Genomic DNA, 17,654 nt, shown 5'->3' with positions numbered 1-17,654 from the left:
ACATTCGTGCGTCTAACGTTATTAGCGTTCGGCCTGGAACACCATGCGGGACATGGTTACGTGGCCGCCCATGTTGGCGCGGACCATGTAGACGCCGCTAGGTAAGCCCTGCATGTAAGGCTTTGCGTTCAGGACGCCGCCAGCATATTCAGCGCTGAAGGTGGCGACACGATGGCCCATAAGGTCAAACACCTGGACTTGTGCCATACCGGATTCGACAACGTGCAGGGTATTTGTGAAAATTCCGTCCTTATCTTCAGAGCTGCTGGAGCCCGGGTTTTCGCCGCCGTTCTCTCCCGAGTCAGAGGAACTGCTTGCGGGTTCACCTGCGGAACTGCTGGATTCAGGAACGTCACCGCCTTCTTCAGGATCAGAATCCACGATGGACTCATCTGTAGCAAATACAATGCCTGCCACGTCAAATTCCAGCTGGTCGATGTTGGGGCCGCCCAGTTCAGAAACAGACTGCAGCTTCAGAACGTTCACGCCCTTCTTAAGATTGACCTTGATGGCAATGGAATCCCAAGTCACCCAATCCGCGGTGGGCGGGAAGGTAGCTACACCATAGCTAGTGCCCTCAACGAACAATTCCATCTTGCGGGTATCGGTCTTGCCATGAGCATAGCGGATTACCAGAGTTGCATTTTCGTGGGCAGCGGGAGAATAAAGGTCCCAAATGCCGTAGCTGGTGACTACGTTTGTGAAGTTGAAGAATCCTGTATCTAGGAAGCCTCTATTGTCGCTATCGCAAGAGCCCACGCCATCGGTAAGGACGCATGCTTCCAAGCTAGAGAGAATATTGACGTTAGCGCTTACAATTTTTGCTTCTGTAAGAACCGTAATGTTTGCGGTGCGAGTTGCGGCTTCCACTTCGGTGCTGCCGCCCTTGGTCACGATATTGATATCATAGACGCCAGCCTTGGTGGGAGTGCCGCTAATGACGTAGCGAGAGTTTGCTGCATCCAGAGTTGCGGTAACGCCGGCAGGCAATCCAGTAATGGTAAGGCCATCGCAGTTGCTGTAACCGAAGGCGTATTCCGTAATGGCGTCGCCCAGCATAATAGTCTGGAAGCTGGAGCCTGCGCCCTGCTTTTGAATTGCAGGAATCTTGGGTCCCACTTCGCCACCCACCAGCATGATATCCGGTGTGGGCGCCTTATCGATGCCTGCACCCAGCCAGAAGCCCAGATGAGGCGGCTGGTTGTAAGCGGTATTCTGCCAGCTCATGCCGTTGCGGTAAATGGGGTCATGAGCCAGAGTGTAAAGGCGATGTGTGGTAGGAATAGTGGTAGTGTAAACATACAGCTTGGAGGCGCCATCGTGAAGGATAACTTCTTCGCGCCAGTCGCCAAAAAGGTCGCCGCTAAAGTTGGGAGTTGCCTTGGTGGTGTTGCAGCTGTTGCCTTCCAAAGTCACCAGGTCACCAAACTTCTTGGAAGAATAATTCCACTTGCTAATCTTGTTTCCGTCCAAGAGTTCGTCCTGAAGGTCGCCGTCCCAATAGATGCGGAAGTTTACGGAGTAGCGGCTGCCCACAACAGTACCCTTTGCGGAGTAAACGTTACTGTTGGCGGTACTCCACATTTCGTGACCGCGGCTAGTGCTGTCCACATCGGCGGCAAGGCCACGACCGTTATCGCTATCGCTTGTAGCACGCCACAGAATAGTTCCGGTGCGGGCGTCGTGCAGTTCGTAACCGTAAGGCTTGTCTTCGTGAACCTGCCACACTTCCAGGCCTTCGTGATCCGGATCCAGGTCGCCAAAATGAATGGCATCGCCATGACCCAGGCCTGTGCGGTACATGAACTTTCCGTTATGGTCAATAGCGCAAGCTCCTTCGATAATTTCATCGAAGCCATCTTCGTCAACATCGCCGGCAGAAAGATTGTGGTCGCCCTGGCCGTAGCATTCACTGCCCTTGGTGGCGGCATTATAATACCAACGCTGGCTTAAAGTTTTTCCGTCCCAGTCGAAGGCGGCAACGGCCATACGGGTGTAGTAACCGCGCTGGAAAACCATGCTGGGTTTCTGGCCATCCAAATATGCGTTGGTAGCCAAGAATCGGTCTACGCGGTTGCCATAGGAATCGCCCCAGCTAGAAACGGTTCCGCGAGCGGGATTGTAATTGACAGTAGCCATTTCCACACCGGTTTCGCCGTTGAAAATGGTCAGGTATTCGTTACCACTCAACACATAGCCACTAGAATTGCGGTAGTCTTTAGTGTGGTTTGTTTCGCTGGCGGCTGCACCCTTGCTAATGTACTTGCCGGAACCATCCTTGGTGCCGGGGGCAGTCTTCATGGCCACTTCGGCCTTACCGTCGCTATCGTAGTCGCCCACCAGCATCTGAGTGTAGTGAGCGCCAGCGCGAATGTTCACGCCCAAGTCAATGCGCCACAGTTTCTTGCCGTTAAACTTGTAGCAATCCACAAACACATTGCCGGTATAACCCTTCTGGGAATTGTCCTTGGAATTGCTCGGGTCCCACTTCAAAATCAGTTCATATTCGCCGTCGCCATCCACGTCACCTACGGCAATATCGTTGGGGCTGTAAGTGTAGCTGCCGCTAGCGTTTGAACCACCTGCGGGACGATCCAGATTGATCACCAGCTGTTGGGAACCCCACACAGAGACGGACTTGTCTGCGGACTTTTCCGTGCCGTTTACTACCGGACGAACTTCATACTTACTGGAACTTGTTCCCTGAGGATCCGTATAATTGGACGCAGCCTTTCCATCAAAGCTTGCAATTTTGGAACCATCACGATAAAGATTGAATCCGGTTGCGTTGCCATCGGTGCCCAGCACACGCCAGCTCAGGTATACACCGTTACTGACTTTTACTGCCACCAGGCCTCGATCCAAGGCTTCCATCTGGCGAGTCGCATTTGCCACTCCAAAACCCATTGCAAGCGTAAGGCCTGCATACACCATAAGCTTTTTCATAAACATCCCTTGAACAGCCTAACACCACATTACAACTGTCCATTCTAAATATAAATATGGACGCCACAATTATCACTGAACCAGACATTTTGCTGTTGTCCACCGACAACGCAGGATTTTGTGCGTTTTTACGCGTTTTTTTATTATTTTCAGTAAAAAAGGACCATTTTATGCGAAAAAATCTCGGCGCCAAACCCTATTTGTACCCCCAGCCGGTACTTGTCATCGGCACCTATAACGAAGACGGAACCCCCAACGCCATGGTGGCCGCCTGGGGATGTGTCAGCGATGTGAATCAGGTAGCCATTTACGTAGCCAACAGCCACAGGACCATGGACAACATCAAGGCCCGCAAGTGCTTTACCGTCAGCATGGCCACCGCCGCAAACATCAAGGAAATCGACTATCTGGGACTGAATTCCGGTCATAAGGTCACCGAAAAATTCGCCAAATCCGGCCTTACCGCCGTAAAGAGCGAAAACATCGATGCGCCCCTGATTGCGGAACTGCCCCTGACCCTGGAATGCAAAATGGTGAGCTACGCCGAGGAACCGGAACTGCTTTTAGGCGAAGTGGTGAACGTTACCGCCGACGAATCCATCCTGGACGCAAGCGGAAAAATCGACATGAAGAAGTTAAACCCCATCTGCTATGACTCCGCAGGCCATGGATATTACGAAATTGGCGAAAAAGTGGGTAATGCCTTCAGCGACGGAAAGTCCATTCAATAACATGTAATTAAATTTGGGCGCGATGGCAGAAACATCCAAAAAAAACGGAACTGACGGATCGTCAGCGGGAGATTTTGAATCTCGTACGCAAAGGGCTAACCAATGCGGAGATTTGCTACGTCCTGAACATTTCCGCGAATACGGTAAAAGTCCATCTGGCCAACATCTACAGGATTCTGGAAGTAACTAACAGAACGGAAGCGGCCACTGCCGCCACAGAAATGGCGGACACTCCCCCCGAAAAGAAGGACGTGACTCTCGCCATCACCTACAGCGATAGCTATAGGAATTCCCCCTTAGCTCACGACCTGTCCCACTCCGTGATCGCAGCGCTCCGTAGTTTTGAAGTATTCCAGATTCAGCTCTGCACCGAAGATTCCATTCCCAGCAATGTTACCTATCAGGTAAGCCTTACGACGCCCCAGGATGAAAGCCAGGGTTTATTCGTAAGCCTCCATCTTGGCAGCAACAATTCCCTGCTATGGTCCTGCGTGCAAAAAATCGAAAGCAGCGATCAGATTCCACTTCTTTCCGATCAGATTGCCATCCAGATTTATCGCAACGCAATTCTGTCCGCCACCGAAGTCTATACCAATAATCCTAATGCAACTCCCAAGTGGTGGTACGCATCCAGTCACACCATCGTGAGGATGGAAAACCGCAACAAGGAATATCTGGAAAAGAGCGAAGCCACACAGCAATCCTTGCTGGAAAATCCAAACCACAGAGATTTCGTCGTATGCGCCTTAGCTTGCGTCTACTACGCTTCCCTAACAGAACATTGGATCGGTTCAGAGGAATGCGCTATCAAGCTGGGTAAAATCGCATGTCAAACCATGCAGGAAAATCCTTCCTCGATTTACTCCCAGTACACCAGCGCGCTGTACAACATGTTCCTGGGGAAATGTAACGTAGCAATTGCCACCTTCGAAGATCTGCTACAGACCAAGAGCCCCATCAGTATCGTTTGCCGCAGGCTTCTGGCCCAGCTATACGCCATCGTAGGCCGCACGGAAGAATCCAGAATACAGCTGGAGGAATACGATCAGCGCGTTCCCAAGAACATTCACCAGCCTTTCCAATATGTAGCGGACGCATACCTCGCATTTATCAAGAGAGATTATGATAGGTGCGCCACTATTTCCGAACAGTTGCTCATGTTCCATCCCGAGGCAATCTTCGGAAGATTATTCATGATCGCCTGTAGCTACAGAGTAGGCAAGATGGACGAACATCAAACCCATGTGGATGCCCTCTTTGAACACCATCCCGGGTTCACCCTGAAGGACATGAGTCCCTTCCTGGACGTTTTCCCGCCTACGGAAAAAGACCATGTTCTAGACTGCTTGACGGCTTTTTTAGATATTTTCCGTCAAGAATAATCCTTCCTTATTCCAAATAAAGAACTTCACCCATTTGCGGGGTTAACAAAGGCTTGCCTGATTCTTCGGCGGCCTTTTTTGCATTTTCCAGAGGTTCGTAGTAGCTGTGCTTGGAAAGGCAGAATCTGGAATTATGCACGGTCATGTAGCGGGCCGCATTCAGTTCCTTCATCTCTGTTCCCAGATATTCGGGCATGGTGTGAATCAGAGCCCAGTCCTCATTGTACTGGCCGTTTTCCAGAATGCCAAGGTCAATGCTAGGAAACTTCTTGCCGATTTCCGCAATGTGTTTTCCGTAGCCGGTGTCGCCGCCAATCCAGATGGTGCGCTTGGGAGATTCCACCACGTAGGAAGCCCACAAGGTGCGATTCTGTCGCAGGTCTCGGCCGGAGAAATGGCGGGCGGGTGTTGCGGTAACCTTGAAATTCTGACTCGAGTCTGCCGCGATCTGTGTAGACAGCGCGGGAGACAACTGCGCGGATTCCCACCAGTCCAACTCAATGAGTTTTTCTTTTGGGTAGCCCCAGTATTCAAAGTGTTCGCCTACGCCCAGGCCAAGAATCACCTTGCCAACGCGAGGCTCCAGTTCCTTCACCGCCTTGTAATCCAGATGGTCCCAATGGTCGTGGCTAATCACCAGGAAATCAATATCCGGAAAATCATTGGGCTTGTAAACGTCGGTTCCCTTGAACATCTTATTCACGAAACTGACCGGAGAGCCGCTGTACAAAATGGGGTCGATAAGAAATTTCTTACCGGACAGGTTAACGAGATAACTGGAATGCCCGAACCATACCAGCCAATCTTTGTCCGCGGGGAGTTCACGCAAGTTTGTTTTGATGACAGTAAGGGCTGTATCGGGTATTTTCTGCGCCGTATCCTTGCTGAAGAGAAACTCAATACCGCTGGCGACGAAACCCTTCTCGCTGACCATAGTTTTGGTAGGCTCCAGATTGACGAACTGCTTTAAGGATTTGTCATAGTTGGGTGACTTCTTGATGCGTTCAAGGCGCTCGCCCTGAGGCAAACGGCCAAAACTTTCTTGACTGAAGAACAACACTCCAATATCTCCTAATGCGAAAAGGACTGCTAGAACGATTGCGGTAACCATAAATTTTTTCTTCATTAAAATACCAAATTTATGAAACGCAGTTTTTTACAGCGCGGCCAGGACATCTTCTGTAATTTGATCCGGGTTCAGGCGGTTGCGATGGCAGAGATCCGCAAAGCTGACCTTGTCGTAGAATTCCTTCTTCAAGCCCTTCACAAGCACCTTCATGCTGCTGGGACCGTAGAAGGCTGCGATCTTTTCGCCGAAGCCGCCTGCGGTAACGCCGTTTTCCAGAGTCACAACAACCTGATGGTTTGCCTTCAGAGATTCCAGAAGTTCTTCGTCGACGCCGCTTGCAAATCGCGGATTGATGATGGTTGCATTGATTCCCTGCTTGGCAAGTTCTGCGGCAACGGCAATACCGCGCTGGTAGAAATCGCCCAGAGCGATAATTGCCACCTTGGAACCTTCCTTATCAACCTTGTAAGTGACCTTGGAATAGTCGGTGTCAAATGCAACATCGCGATGGGCAACGCCATTGGGAATGCGGACAGCCATGGGGCACTGCACCTGATCCACTGCGTAATCCATCATGGCCTTTGCTTCTTCTACGCAGGTGGGGCAGAGGTAAGCCAAGTTGGGAATGTTCACCATCATTGCAATATCGAAAATGCAAAGATGGGTGGTGTCGTTCATGCCGTCGGCTCCGCTCATGGTAATGAGCAGGGTGGCGGGATTGTTATTGGCGCACAGGTCCTGGGAAAGCTGGTCGTAAGTGCGCTGGATAAACGTACTGTGAGTGCTGTAGATGGGTTTGGCGCCACCCTTGGCCAGGCCACTGGCCAGAGCCACGGCATGCTCTTCTGCAATACCTACATCAATAAACTGCTTGCCCGCTTCCTTACGCTGGGGCTCAAAAAAACCAATGCCTGCAGGAACCGCAGAATGAATCACAACCACCTTCGGGTCCGCCTTGATTTTCTTCATCAAGTAGTCGCCCAAGATGCCGCCCCAGGATTCGCCATCGCCCCAATCCTGATAACCCGTCTTTGCGTCAAAAGGAATGCTCCAGTGATAGGCTTCCTTGTTCTGCTCCGCGAAAGAAAGGCCCTTGCCCTTTAAGGTATGGATGTGAACAACCACAGGCTTTTTGGAATCCTTCACCTTGTTAAAGGCTGCAATCAAAGTCTGGATGTCGTTACCCTGTTCCACATACAAATACTCAAAGCCCAGAGACTTGAAGTAATTGTTTTCGGACTTGCCTTGGGAGGCACGCAGTTCCGCCAAACTTCCGTAAAGGCCGCCATGGTTTTCAGCAATGGACATTTCGTTGTCGTTCACCACAACGATGAAATTAGTTGCGTATTCGCCTGCGTTGTCCAGACCTTCAAAAGCTTCGCCGCCGCTCAAGGATCCATCACCAATCACAGCAATCACATTGCCGCTCTCGCCCTTGATATCGCGGGCAGTTGCAAGGCCCAGCGCAAGGCTTACAGAAGTAGAAGTATGGCCAATCATAAACTGGTCATGTTCACTTTCGCAAGGCTCCGTGTAACCCGTAACGTCGTCATACTTGCTTTCATCCAAGAAGGCCGCAGCACGGCCGGTCAGCATCTTGTGGGCGTAAGACTGATGGCTTACATCGTAAACAATCTTGTCCTTGGGGGATTCAAAAACATAATGCAGCGCGATGGTGGCTTCTACCATGCCCAAGTTAGGGCCCACATGGCCACCGTGCTTCGAAAGCTTTTCAATCAAAGTGCCGCGAACTTCCACGGCCAAATTTTCCAAAGAAGCTGCATCCAGTTTTTTCACATCTGCAGGGGACTTGATATTTTCGAGAAGCATATTTTCTACTCCAAACTTAATGTAATCTTGACATTTCCCTTTCCTGCATTCAGGAAAGTTTTTAGTTCCGCTTGCGACTTACCGTCCACACGCCCAATGCGGGTGAAATCCCACTGGTTGGTATCGTAATAAATCACGAAGTTCTTTCCTAGATAGAGAATCAAATCGCCAGGAACTGTAGTAATATTTTCGTCATTGCGAGGAAGGCTCCAGGGCAACTCACCCACCTTTTCAAAGTCGCCGTAATCGTGGGCCTCGTAAGTGATAGGGCCTGCTGCCAATTTTTCCACCAACGCCCTTGTAGAAGAATTCTCCACCAAGGTGGCGCTAATCTTTTTGCCATTCACCGTAATGTACAAGGTTTTTGCCATAGGCTCCTTCGCAGTTTCATTCAAAGCATCGCTGGACTGCGCGGCAGTTCCCTTCGCGGGCTCATTGCCAGTAGCGCTGCTAGCCTCCGCCTGCCCGCAAGCGGATAACAAGAGCATCAGAAAAAATATTGCTAACCATTTACGCATTTTTACTTCTTTAAATTTCTATCCAAGACTTGCATGCCTTTGTTGGCTCCGCAAATGGGATGCGGCTAACCTTAATGTCAGTGTTCCCTAATGTCGTGTACTTCATCGTCTGTCCGATCGCTCTAGTTTTTTAAACCTTGCGCTTCATTATACTGCTTATCGCTAACAGGTTCAAGCCATTCGTTGCTTTCGGGGCCGCCGGTTTTTACGTGGGTAGCGATGTGCTGGAACCATGAATCGGAAGCGGCTCCATGCCAGTGCTTTACGCCTTCAGGAATTTCGATGACAGTGCCAGCAGTCATGGGAATTGCGGGCTTGCCCCATTCCTGATACCAGCCCTTACCGGAAACGCCAATGAGAATCTGACGTGCGCCGTGATGAACGTGCCAGTTGTTGCGGCAACCCGGTTCAAAAGTTACATTGCTCATGGGCATCAGGGACTTTTCACCCTTGCTCAAGTTGGCGGGAGTGAGGGGATTCAGATAACTTTCACCAACAAAATACTTGGCGTAATTCACGTTGCTTGCACCCTTTTCAAAGTCGCTCTTCAGGCTATAACCTTCCTTGTCAAGCCATGCGCAAAGTTCATCCACCAACTGCTGCGAGTTACCCATATTCACAGCGCCGCGTTTGTGGGCAGCTAGCTGAGGTTCAACACCCTTAAGGCCGCTCAACGCCGCCACCGTCACGATTTCGCGATCGGCGGGAGTCAACTGGTTGCCGGCAAAAATATCGCCGAAGAGATGTGCCTTCAGGTAGTAATCATCCTGGGGGCAGAATTCATAATTGAAAGGCTTGCCAGAAAGCTTCGTCTGGGTCTCTGTACCAACCTTGAGCGCTTCCGATGCATTGTTCCAAAGTGCCGGGCGTTCAAAAGGCTTACCTTCCTTCCATTCCTTCTTGGGTTTTGCAATTACCTTCTGCAAAACGCCTAACGCATTCAAAGAGCGTGGAAATCCTGTGTAAGCGTAAAGCTGAGAGAAAGACTCCTTCAGTTCATTGATGGTTACACCTTTGTCAAGGGCATTCGTCACAGCGGTTTCAAGCCGTACAAGATCGCCCTGCGCTTCAAGTGCCGCACATGCAGCCAATGCCTTCTGTCTTTCTGTCAATGCCTGAGCCATAGTCGTCATAGAGATAAGTCCTACAATGAGAAATTTGACAATTCTTTTCATGGGGTCCCTACTTCAGCAAGCCTTCAACGTACTTCTTGATTTCGGCTTCGGAGCCGCGGTTGAATTCCTTGCCGCCCTTGTAAATGGCGCCCTTTGCAGCCTTTGCAAGTTCCTTGCCGCTTTGACCAAAACCGCTGCCGCCGCTGGTGCAAATGCCGATCACATTCTTCTTTTCGAAGCTCTGGCTTTCTACAAAAGTGTACATGATTTTGGGAGCCAGGCCCCACCAGATAGGATAAGCCAGAATAACAGTTTCGTAGCCAGCCAAGTCAATCTTGTTCTTGATGGCCGGGCGACTCTTGGGATCATTGCTTTCGATGGAAGAACGTGACTTTCTGTCGTTCCAGTTTAAGTCAGCGGAAGTGTACAACTTTTCGGGAACAATTTCAAACAAGTCGCCACCCACTGCCTTGGCGGTAGTTTCTGCGACTTTCTTGGTGGTGCCGGTAGCACTAAAATATACGACTGCGGTTTTTGCGTTTGCCATTCCAAATACTCCTAGAATTAATGCCATGATAAACTTTTTCATTTATTACTCCTAAGGTGACCTCTAAGCAGATTCCTGCATGACCTTGTCAAAGTCGCTGGGCGAATCAAACAGCTTCTTTTTCAAGCGCTGGATTTCCTTCTTGTCGTGAGCCGCTTCCAGACTGCCTAACTTCAACGCTTCGGCGTACAATGCTTCCTTAAAGCGAACCTTATTCAATACAACATTCAAGCGTTCCATCTCTTCTTCCACAGCCTTGCGGCGTTTTACGAAAAGATCCAGACGCTGTTTGAGGGTGGAATCCCCTTTGCGATACCAATCGATATACTGGCGGATTTCCTTAATCTGCAAGCCCGATTTCTTGAGGCATTCAATCATGGAAAGCCACTGCAAATCCGTATCCGCGTAAACGCGAATTCCAGAACTGCTCTTTGTAACAAAAGGCAGCAGGCCTTCCTTTTCATAATAACGCAAAGTGTGGGCCGACAAACCCGTCTTTTCAGTCACTTCGCCAATAGAGTAACCCATAAAATCTCCTTGAATACCCCAATAATATAACACCTAGAGTTAACTCTAGGTCAAGGGGTGAGCGCAAGAAAATCAATTTTTTTTCAAAAAAAGTTGAAAAAACTATTGCATTAGAGTTGGCTCTAAGTCTTATCTTTTACTTTGATAAGTTATAAAGCCAAGGTTCAAGACAATGAATAAGTTACTTACAGCAATGGTGGTGTCGGTTCTTTCAGCTTCGGTGATTGCCCAAGCGAAAATGGTAAAGATTCCGGCAGGTTCATTTAAAATGGGAAGCCCCGCCAGCGAAAGGCAGCGCAATATGGACGAAAAACAGCACAACGTTTCTGTTTCCTCATTTTATGCAGATGCCTACGAAGTGACGCAGAAAGACTTCCAGTCTATAATGGGAAAAAATCCCAGCTATTTTAAAGGCGACAATCTTCCTGTAGAAAATGTCACCTGGTTTGACGCCATTGAATATTGCAACCGCCTTAGCGAAAAAGAAGGTCTTGAAAAAAGCTACATCATTGACGGCAAAAATGTTTCCTGGATTCGCGAAGCCAACGGCTACCGCCTTTTAACAGAAGCGGAATGGGAATACGCCTGCCGCGGCGGCACAACCACCGTATTCAATACCGGAAACTGGAACAATCCTAAAGACGCAAACTACGAGGGCGAGTATCCTTATTTAATTGAAGAGAATTACGTTCACCACACAAACGAAAATGTACAAGCCGGACAGAATCGCGGCAAGACCATTGCAGTCAATTCCCTTGCGCCAAATAAATTCGGCCTGTACAACATGCACGGAAACGTCAGCGAATGGGTTTTCGATTTTTACGGAGAATACAATACCTCTGACAACAAGAACCCAGCAGGGAACAAAGTCGGTATTTACAGAGTGAATCGAGGCGGCGCCTACAACGATTTCGGAAAGCACCTTCGCTCCGCATACCGTTCCGCAACAAATCCTCTGGATCATGACCAGAATCTCGGTTTTAGAATTGCCCGAAACGATGAAAAGGGAACCGGAGTTGTAGAAACAAAATACGACGCGAAAATCGCTTCAATCACAATTCCAAAAAATCCAAAAATCCTGATTCCCTATTTCTCTTATTCCGGGAACACGGAAAGCGCCGCAAAATACATTTCAAAAGTTCTCAAGGCAAAGTTCGGCAAGGCAAACGTCGACCTTGTTGAAATCGAAATGGTCAAACCGTATCGCGGCGGAATTTACGAAGTCACCCAGAAAGACTTGAATGCAGAAGCCCGCCCGCCTCTTAAAACAAAAATCGCAGATATGAAAAAGTACAACGTGGTATTGCTCGGTTACCCCACCTGGTGGGCGACCTTACCCATGCCAGTGATGACATTTTTGGAGTCCTACGATTTTTCAGGAAAAACAATTATTAGTTTTTCTAGCCACGGAGGCACCCGTTACGGCGACAGCGTATCTGACTTAGGAAAGAAGGTGCAGAATTCTTACCTGGGTCTGCCTTTTGAATTTTTCTACGGCGGCGGAAGCGACCTGGAAAAACGCATTGACCAATGGTTAGCAAACAGCGGACTTTAACAGCAGACTTTAATGATGGCAAAAATTAAGCTGATAAAAATCATCCTGGACTGTTTCATGTACGGGGATTTCATCTTCCTCATGAGTCACGGGACTGTGCGTAATCTCGGGTTTCACGCATACGCCGGGATTGCACTTTTTATCTTGTTTATTGCCCATCATCTTTTGAACATCTGGTTTTATAAAACAACGTTCAAAGGAAAGTACACCGCCAAAAGAATTCTGCTGTCTGCCACAGACTGGATCTTATTTGCACTAATGATTCTAATGGCAGCAAGTTCCGTTTTTGCGACAGGTGCTGTTTTTGAATGGTCACCCATGCGCTTTAATCAAAGCTGGAGAACCATCCATTTGATGAGCACCAGCTGGGCTTATATGGTCATGAGTTTTCATCTCGCCTTGCACCTTCACGCTACACTTAAAAAGCTGAACAGCAAGGCAAAAACAAAAGCCAGCAAGATTCTTTTATACGCAGCCTACGTTCTTGCGATTCTTGCAGGATGTTTCGCGTTCTACGACACGCAAATTTACTACTACCTGTTCAACACCAACAACTGGAAAATGGCCGCCCCCAACATGGGCATCGCAATCCTGGAATATGTGGGGATCACCGCCGGGATTTGCGCCGCGGTGCAAATGCTGCGCCGCAATAAATTATCCCCTTAATCCATCTTCCAATTCCTTGATAGAAGGTAGACTGCTCTTGAAATCCTTCGGGTAAATCTTGGCCAGTTCAAATTCCGAAATGGCAATGGGATTGACTATTCCTTCCAAAGAATACTGCGCAAGAATTTCGTCCTTGTCCTTGCACACCAAAATACCAAGCGTGGGATTGTCTTCCGCGACCAAGTTCCATCATGAACATTTCAATATTCCTGAGCAGAGCATCTTTCAGTTCCCGCTCCTCAAAATCGCCACGAATTCCCACAAAATCAAAGCAATACGGGTCTCGAGTCAAATCACGAGCTAAATCCCCCTGCGCCTTGGGTAAAGTCGTGGTGAAGTTAGTAACGGCACGTCCCTCACGCTCATACAAGTCCGTATCAAGAAACATGAGCAACATGGAACGGGACCAGTTGTTTTCAATGGTCTTTTTTACAAAGAATAGAGCCTTTTTTGGAGATCCTTTGCAAGAATCAATAATAAAGCGATGATGCCCCCAAGGAATTTTCTTCAAATCGTCCACAAGTTGTGGACGATTTCGACCGTCCAAATCGTCCGCAAGCTGCGGACGATTTTGTCCATCCACAAAATCCTTGTACAAGTCGTAAAAATACACTGCATATTTCAGAGTCGTAGGTGAAAACCCCTTGGCATTTGGAATTTCACGGCGCAAATCGTCGCTAAGTTTTTTATAGAAACCGCTGCCATAAGTATTTTGGAATTGTTTCTGCTGGATATCGCGTCCCAGACTGTAGTAAAAACCAATCAGTTCGCCGTTGACGGCAATGGATGCCTTGATTTGCGACTGGGTATAACGCTTCTTGAGTTCGCAAACCCAAGAGGTGTAATCTTGTGGCAGAATATTGGGATTTTTTCTGGGCATAGTATCTCCTTTAAGTTTTTGAAAAAAACATAAGGTGAGTGCCGCGCAAGAATGTTTACATTCTGGCATGGTCGAACCGAAGTTTTTTATGAAAAAACAAAAAACACCTGAATTTTTATCAGGTGTTCAGGAGACATTTCGTAACGCTCGGGATGAAGTATAGAATCTGTCTAAAAATTGGCAAGGTGGGAAGTGTTAAAGATTTGTAATTTCTTGGAATTACGTTTCATTAAATTACACCTTACTAACAGCCTTTTCTCGACTCCTTACAATCTTTTTCATGTTCTGCGAAGCCCAGGTGATCAGCTCCTGGATGATGGGGAGCAGAGTTTCGCCACGCTTTGAGATGGAGTATTCTACGCGAGGGGGAACTTCGGGATAAGCGTGGCGATCGATAATTCCGTCAGCCTCAAGAGTCTTGAGGGTGGACGTGAGCATCTTTTGGGAAATGTCGGGAATGCTGCGCTGCAGTTGGTTAAAACGGCTCACATCCTGTTGCGAAAGCGTATAAAGAACCAGAATCGACCACTTGTCTCCTATGCGGCTTAATACGTTTCGAATGGGGCAATCCGGGAAGTTTTCATCTTTCAGAACAATCTTTGACATGGCTTTACTCACTTTTTGATACTTACTTTAAAAAAGTAATAAAAAATTTTTCAGAAAGCAACCGCGGAAATTTTCAGAATTTACCAATGGTTACCAAAAGGTAACTACGGCACTTTTTTGTGCCTTCTTGTTTTTTGAAAAACCTCTTTTTATCTTATTGGTGTCTTAAAGAGAGATACTCTCTAAAAGAGAGTTTAAACAAGTACAAAACTCATAACAAAAGGACTCAATATGAAGAACTATGCAGTAAAGAATTTCAACGGCTGGAATAATGTAGAAGGTAAGATTTTCCTTGGCCAGGAACTTGCAATGACCGGTGCAGAAGCCTCCTTGCAGCGCTTGGCCGCAGGTGAAGACGCTCCTTTCTATCACACTCACAAGACTCACGAAGAAATCTACGTGATTATTTCGGGCAAGGGCGAATACGAAGTGGATGGCGAAAAGTTCCTCGTCAGCGAAGGCAGCATTATTCGTGTGGCTCCTGCAGGCGTCCGTGCATTGCGCAACACCTCCGAAGCTGAAATGATTATGATGTGCATCCAGTACGAAGCAAAACCTATTACTAGCTTTATGGACGACGCAAACATCATTCCTATTGAGAAGTAGCTTGGAGAATTTTTATTTTATTTCCCATGATTAACATTCGTTCTGCAAAAATTGAAGATGCGTCCGCGCTGCTGGCTATCTACAAGCCCTATGTAGAAAACACCGCCATCACCTTCGAGTATGACGTGCCTACCGTAGAGGAATTTGCAGGACGAATTCAGAAGACTCTGGAAAAGTTCCCCTATCTTGTGATTGAACGAATCGCCGACGCGGATGGCGCGAAAGCCAACGCGGACTCAAACTGCGCCGCGCGCGAGCCCGCCTGCGAAATTCTTGGTTATTGTTACGCGGGCGTGTTCAAGCCACGCGCCGCCTACAACCACTGCGTAGAAACATCCATCTACATCAAGATGGGCGAACATGGCAAAGGTTACGGCCGCGCCCTCTATAGCGCATTGGAGCGCGAACTCAAAAACCATGGCATTCTTAACGCATACGCATGTATCGCATCGCCTAAAATTGAGGTGCCTCGCCTAGACAAGAGCAGCCAAAAGTTTCATGAGAAATTAGGCTACACGCTGGTAGGTACCTTCCACGATTGCGGTTACAAATTCGGGGAATGGTTCAACATGATTTGGATGGAAAAGATGCTTGGAGAACATCTCTAGATTTATTTCACACGCACAACGGATTGGCGGATAGCCTTTCCGTTTTTCATAACGCGCTTTAGATAACAGCCAGCCTGACGGGGAGTGGAACCAAGAACATTGCCGTTCATGTCAAAATACTGAATTGATGTTTTTGACATGTCCAAAATGCCCTGGTGCAGCAGAGCGATTGCTGAGGGAATGGTATCCGTGCCATCGCTTGAGCTACTAGAAGAATCATCCACAGGCACATCGTCACCCGCAATGGTTATGGCAATAACAAAGGTCACCTGCTTACTGCCGTAAACCAAGGCCTGCTTGACGGTAAACTTGTCACCCGCGTCCACCAGATTGGGCATATGGCCAACCTTCGTTGTCATGGTGCTTAAATCCACATTGGAGAAAACGATGCTGGGGCCATTCGTATTCCAGGCGGCAACAGTGCCCTTGGAATCAAACCAGTGGCCAGTCCCCTCGCCAGTGGTATTGCTGTTCAGAGAGCCATCAGGTTCTACGGCGTAGAAGCTAGCCTTCGTAGAAATTTCACTTTGCTTTAAGCCAAGAGATTCTGCGACTTTCGTACCCTGCAGGTCAACGACGACAGGAGTGTAATTATCGCTGATAGGCAATTGCACCGCGAGGCTTATGGATTCCTCGACTGCGCTCGGAATGACAGAAGAGGAGGAGTTCGGAATGATTGAAGAGGAAGAGTTCGAATTAACAGAGGAAGAAGAAGTCGCAGCGACGGAAGAGGAACTCTGCGCGACCACGGAACTTGACGATTCGACAGCAGTGCTTGAACAATCGCCACCGAGGCAGAAGCTTAACGCGCTTCCGCTAACGCTTACATCCGTAAATTTTAAACCAGTTTCTGCGCCGCTATACCAGCGGATTGCCGGATAGAGTGCATCAGAGAATGCATTATAGGATCCGCTAAAGAATGCGCCTGAGCGGCTTCCCGGAGAAGGCCACTGGTCATTTTCCGGATCGCTATTCTTGCCCTTGGAATCTGCATGGACGATTCGCAAGCCCAACTCATCTGCAGCAGAATTTCCATCGATGGAAAAATCATAATGCTGCATCAAGATGCCACTTCCCTTAAGGACCGCATCGCGGCCAGAGTTCTTCACGTAGGACCAAACCAAACCTTCCTTATCCGGCCGGCTGGGATTTTTAAAGCGATAGCACTTCTCCCCCGCTTCCGTAGAGACCTTGCCTAAGTCACTGGCGGATACATCTTCGAAGGGAATCCATCCCTGGTCCGCACGATAGAAATCGTTAATGGCTACTGGATTCCAGTCGTCGGCGCGGTTGCCCATGGTGCAGTAGTCACCATACCAATACAAGTCTGGCCAACCGAAAACCATGTGCCCATTTTCATGAACGAATACATAGATAGAGAATTTACCCGGCATGTCGGTCATCTGATGTTTCTGCAAAAGTACGCCATCGCGCCTTTCGTTGGACCAACCCGCATGAGGCCACAAGCCCTGTCCCCATGTTTGGCCGGCTCCCGCATACACAACGTTGATAGCTTCAGTCACACCGTCCTTGTCGTTATCATAGCGGGAGAAATCTACCTGAGAATCAAAGTACTCAAACACTTCTTTCATGAGCACATCGGAACCAGAATAACCATCCAGCCCTTCGTAATATGACTTGGGATATTTAGCGCGATACCAGCCAAAGACTTCGTTAGTGAAATCCAGCTGGCCATTGGAAACATCCAGATAATAATCGCGGACAGAGCCCTTGCAGCCATCCCGATTGAAACCTTCCTTATTCAGCCAATCAGAAATTTCATCAACTGTTACAGGAGCCTGCTGGTCGGAAAAATCCACCAGCATGGTAAGGCCATAGATTTTGCCCTTAGGTGCGGAATAGTGACTTTTTTCAGTGGCTGCGGGAGCTCGCAACATTCCCGGAGCTCGCAATGCGCCGCGAGTATTATCGAACTTTGTGATTGCGTCGCTAGGCCAAGCCTGCACACGCTTACCCTGATAAACAATATCAGCAAAAGAATTGCTGGCTAGAGCACATACCAAACCGCCAAAAAACATCTTTTTGAAAAAAGCCATACACACCTCT

15 protein-coding genes and 1 pseudogene are annotated in these 17,654 nt (G+C 48.5%); 6 read left to right on the top strand and 10 right to left on the bottom strand.

What is annotated here, in order from left to right; translation table 11 throughout:
• Positions 1-21: 21 nt before the first annotated feature.
• The gene (locus tag BUB59_RS08055) at positions 22-2,946 is read right to left on the bottom strand and encodes a rhamnogalacturonan lyase family protein (protein ID WP_234980000.1); all 2,925 of its coding nucleotides are present in this window, start codon (positions 2,944-2,946) and stop codon (positions 22-24) included.
• 170 nt (positions 2,947-3,116) lie between these two features.
• Between BUB59_RS08055 and BUB59_RS08050 the strand changes: the two genes are divergently transcribed.
• Together BUB59_RS08050 and BUB59_RS08045 are read left to right on the top strand one after the other, a co-directional pair.
• The gene (locus BUB59_RS08050; protein ID WP_073228265.1) at positions 3,117-3,677 is read left to right on the top strand and encodes a flavin reductase family protein; all 561 of its coding nucleotides are present in this window, start codon (positions 3,117-3,119) and stop codon (positions 3,675-3,677) included.
• Positions 3,678-3,688: 11 nt separating this feature from the next.
• Entirely contained in the window at positions 3,689-5,059 is a 1,371-nt protein-coding gene (locus BUB59_RS08045) for a LuxR C-terminal-related transcriptional regulator (protein WP_083540238.1), read from the top strand.
• A 7-nt stretch (positions 5,060-5,066) separates the two neighbouring features.
• Here BUB59_RS08045 and BUB59_RS08040 read toward each other — a convergent pair whose 3' ends face one another.
• The 6 genes from BUB59_RS08040 to BUB59_RS08015 form a co-directional block, all read right to left on the bottom strand.
• Positions 5,067-6,185: an MBL fold metallo-hydrolase gene (locus BUB59_RS08040; RefSeq protein ID WP_234979999.1), complete on the bottom strand. Its 1,119-nt coding sequence runs from the start codon at positions 6,183-6,185 to the stop codon at positions 5,067-5,069.
• Positions 6,186-6,215: 30 nt separating this feature from the next.
• A complete protein-coding gene (locus BUB59_RS08035; RefSeq protein ID WP_073228260.1) occupies positions 6,216-7,958 on the bottom strand; it encodes a 1-deoxy-D-xylulose-5-phosphate synthase in 1,743 nt (580 codons plus the stop codon).
• Between the two features lie 5 nt (positions 7,959-7,963).
• Positions 7,964-8,446 carry a cyclophilin-like fold protein gene (locus BUB59_RS08030; protein WP_234979998.1) on the bottom strand — a complete coding sequence of 161 codons (483 nt, stop codon included), beginning with the start codon at positions 8,444-8,446 and terminating at the stop codon, positions 7,964-7,966.
• A 152-nt stretch (positions 8,447-8,598) separates the two neighbouring features.
• The gene (locus tag BUB59_RS08025; protein ID WP_073228257.1) at positions 8,599-9,651 is read right to left on the bottom strand and encodes a carboxymuconolactone decarboxylase family protein; all 1,053 of its coding nucleotides are present in this window, start codon (positions 9,649-9,651) and stop codon (positions 8,599-8,601) included.
• A gap of 7 nt (positions 9,652-9,658) precedes the next feature.
• Complete coding sequence (locus BUB59_RS08020) at positions 9,659-10,138, bottom strand: flavodoxin (RefSeq protein ID WP_200778814.1); 480 nt, start codon at positions 10,136-10,138, stop codon at positions 9,659-9,661.
• Between the two features lie 63 nt (positions 10,139-10,201).
• A complete protein-coding gene (locus BUB59_RS08015) occupies positions 10,202-10,666 on the bottom strand; it encodes a MerR family transcriptional regulator (RefSeq protein WP_073228251.1) in 465 nt (154 codons plus the stop codon).
• A 172-nt stretch (positions 10,667-10,838) separates the two neighbouring features.
• Here BUB59_RS08015 and BUB59_RS08010 point away from each other — a divergent pair, with 172 nt between their 5' ends.
• Together BUB59_RS08010 and BUB59_RS08005 are read left to right on the top strand one after the other, a co-directional pair.
• Positions 10,839-12,221, top strand: a complete 1,383-nt coding sequence (locus tag BUB59_RS08010) for a flavodoxin (RefSeq protein WP_073228248.1) — start codon at positions 10,839-10,841, stop codon at positions 12,219-12,221.
• A gap of 12 nt (positions 12,222-12,233) precedes the next feature.
• Positions 12,234-12,887 carry a DUF4405 domain-containing protein gene (locus BUB59_RS08005; RefSeq protein WP_073228245.1) on the top strand — a complete coding sequence of 218 codons (654 nt, stop codon included), beginning with the start codon at positions 12,234-12,236 and terminating at the stop codon, positions 12,885-12,887.
• Here the strand turns inward: BUB59_RS08005 and BUB59_RS08000 are convergent.
• A pseudogene (locus BUB59_RS08000) lies at positions 12,876-13,767 on the bottom strand (PDDEXK nuclease domain-containing protein). The gene BUB59_RS08005 and the pseudogene BUB59_RS08000 overlap by 12 nt on opposite strands.
• A 234-nt stretch (positions 13,768-14,001) precedes the next feature.
• Complete coding sequence (locus tag BUB59_RS07995) at positions 14,002-14,373, bottom strand: winged helix-turn-helix transcriptional regulator (RefSeq protein ID WP_073228242.1); 372 nt, start codon at positions 14,371-14,373, stop codon at positions 14,002-14,004.
• Positions 14,374-14,604: 231 nt separating this feature from the next.
• Between BUB59_RS07995 and BUB59_RS07990 the strand changes: the two genes are divergently transcribed.
• Positions 14,605-14,979: a cupin domain-containing protein gene (locus BUB59_RS07990; protein WP_073228238.1), complete on the top strand. Its 375-nt coding sequence runs from the start codon at positions 14,605-14,607 to the stop codon at positions 14,977-14,979.
• Positions 14,980-15,005: 26 nt separating this feature from the next.
• Entirely contained in the window at positions 15,006-15,587 is a 582-nt protein-coding gene (locus BUB59_RS07985) for a GNAT family N-acetyltransferase (RefSeq protein WP_073228235.1), read from the top strand.
• A gap of 2 nt (positions 15,588-15,589) precedes the next feature.
• Here BUB59_RS07985 and BUB59_RS07980 read toward each other — a convergent pair whose 3' ends face one another.
• Positions 15,590-17,644: a M6 family metalloprotease domain-containing protein gene (locus BUB59_RS07980; RefSeq protein ID WP_073228231.1), complete on the bottom strand. Its 2,055-nt coding sequence runs from the start codon at positions 17,642-17,644 to the stop codon at positions 15,590-15,592.
• Positions 17,645-17,654: the final 10 nt, after the last annotated feature.

Source organism: Fibrobacter sp. UWEL (assembly GCF_900142535.1).
Classification (GTDB): Bacteria; Fibrobacterota; Fibrobacteria; order Fibrobacterales; family Fibrobacteraceae; genus Fibrobacter.
The sequence above is the reverse complement of the archived record's forward strand: the minus strand, read 5'-3'. Positions and strand labels throughout refer to the sequence as shown.

What these genes read in the sequence shown, in the direction of transcription:
- BUB59_RS08040 (WP_234979999.1), bottom strand. Translation starts at nt 6,185, where the DNA reads ATGAAGAAAAAATTTATGGTTACCGCAATCGTTCTAGCAGTCCTTTTC.
- BUB59_RS08035 (WP_073228260.1), bottom strand. Translation starts at nt 7,958, where the DNA reads ATGCTTCTCGAAAATATCAAGTCCCCTGCAGATGTGAAAAAACTGGAT.
- BUB59_RS08055 (WP_234980000.1), bottom strand. Translation starts at nt 2,946, where the DNA reads ATGAAAAAGCTTATGGTGTATGCAGGCCTTACGCTTGCAATGGGTTTT.
- BUB59_RS07985 (WP_073228235.1), top strand. Translation starts at nt 15,006, where the DNA reads ATGATTAACATTCGTTCTGCAAAAATTGAAGATGCGTCCGCGCTGCTG.
- BUB59_RS07980 (WP_073228231.1), bottom strand. Translation starts at nt 17,644, where the DNA reads ATGGCTTTTTTCAAAAAGATGTTTTTTGGCGGTTTGGTATGTGCTCTA.
- BUB59_RS08015 (WP_073228251.1), bottom strand. Translation starts at nt 10,666, where the DNA reads ATGGGTTACTCTATTGGCGAAGTGACTGAAAAGACGGGTTTGTCGGCC.
- BUB59_RS08005 (WP_073228245.1), top strand. Translation starts at nt 12,234, where the DNA reads ATGATGGCAAAAATTAAGCTGATAAAAATCATCCTGGACTGTTTCATG.
- BUB59_RS08050 (WP_073228265.1), top strand. Translation starts at nt 3,117, where the DNA reads ATGCGAAAAAATCTCGGCGCCAAACCCTATTTGTACCCCCAGCCGGTA.
- BUB59_RS08030 (WP_234979998.1), bottom strand. Translation starts at nt 8,446, where the DNA reads ATGCTCTTGTTATCCGCTTGCGGGCAGGCGGAGGCTAGCAGCGCTACT.
- BUB59_RS08010 (WP_073228248.1), top strand. Translation starts at nt 10,839, where the DNA reads ATGAATAAGTTACTTACAGCAATGGTGGTGTCGGTTCTTTCAGCTTCG.
- BUB59_RS07995 (WP_073228242.1), bottom strand. Translation starts at nt 14,373, where the DNA reads ATGTCAAAGATTGTTCTGAAAGATGAAAACTTCCCGGATTGCCCCATT.
- BUB59_RS08020 (WP_200778814.1), bottom strand. Translation starts at nt 10,138, where the DNA reads ATGGCAAACGCAAAAACCGCAGTCGTATATTTTAGTGCTACCGGCACC.
- BUB59_RS08025 (WP_073228257.1), bottom strand. Translation starts at nt 9,651, where the DNA reads ATGAAAAGAATTGTCAAATTTCTCATTGTAGGACTTATCTCTATGACG.
- BUB59_RS07990 (WP_073228238.1), top strand. Translation starts at nt 14,605, where the DNA reads ATGAAGAACTATGCAGTAAAGAATTTCAACGGCTGGAATAATGTAGAA.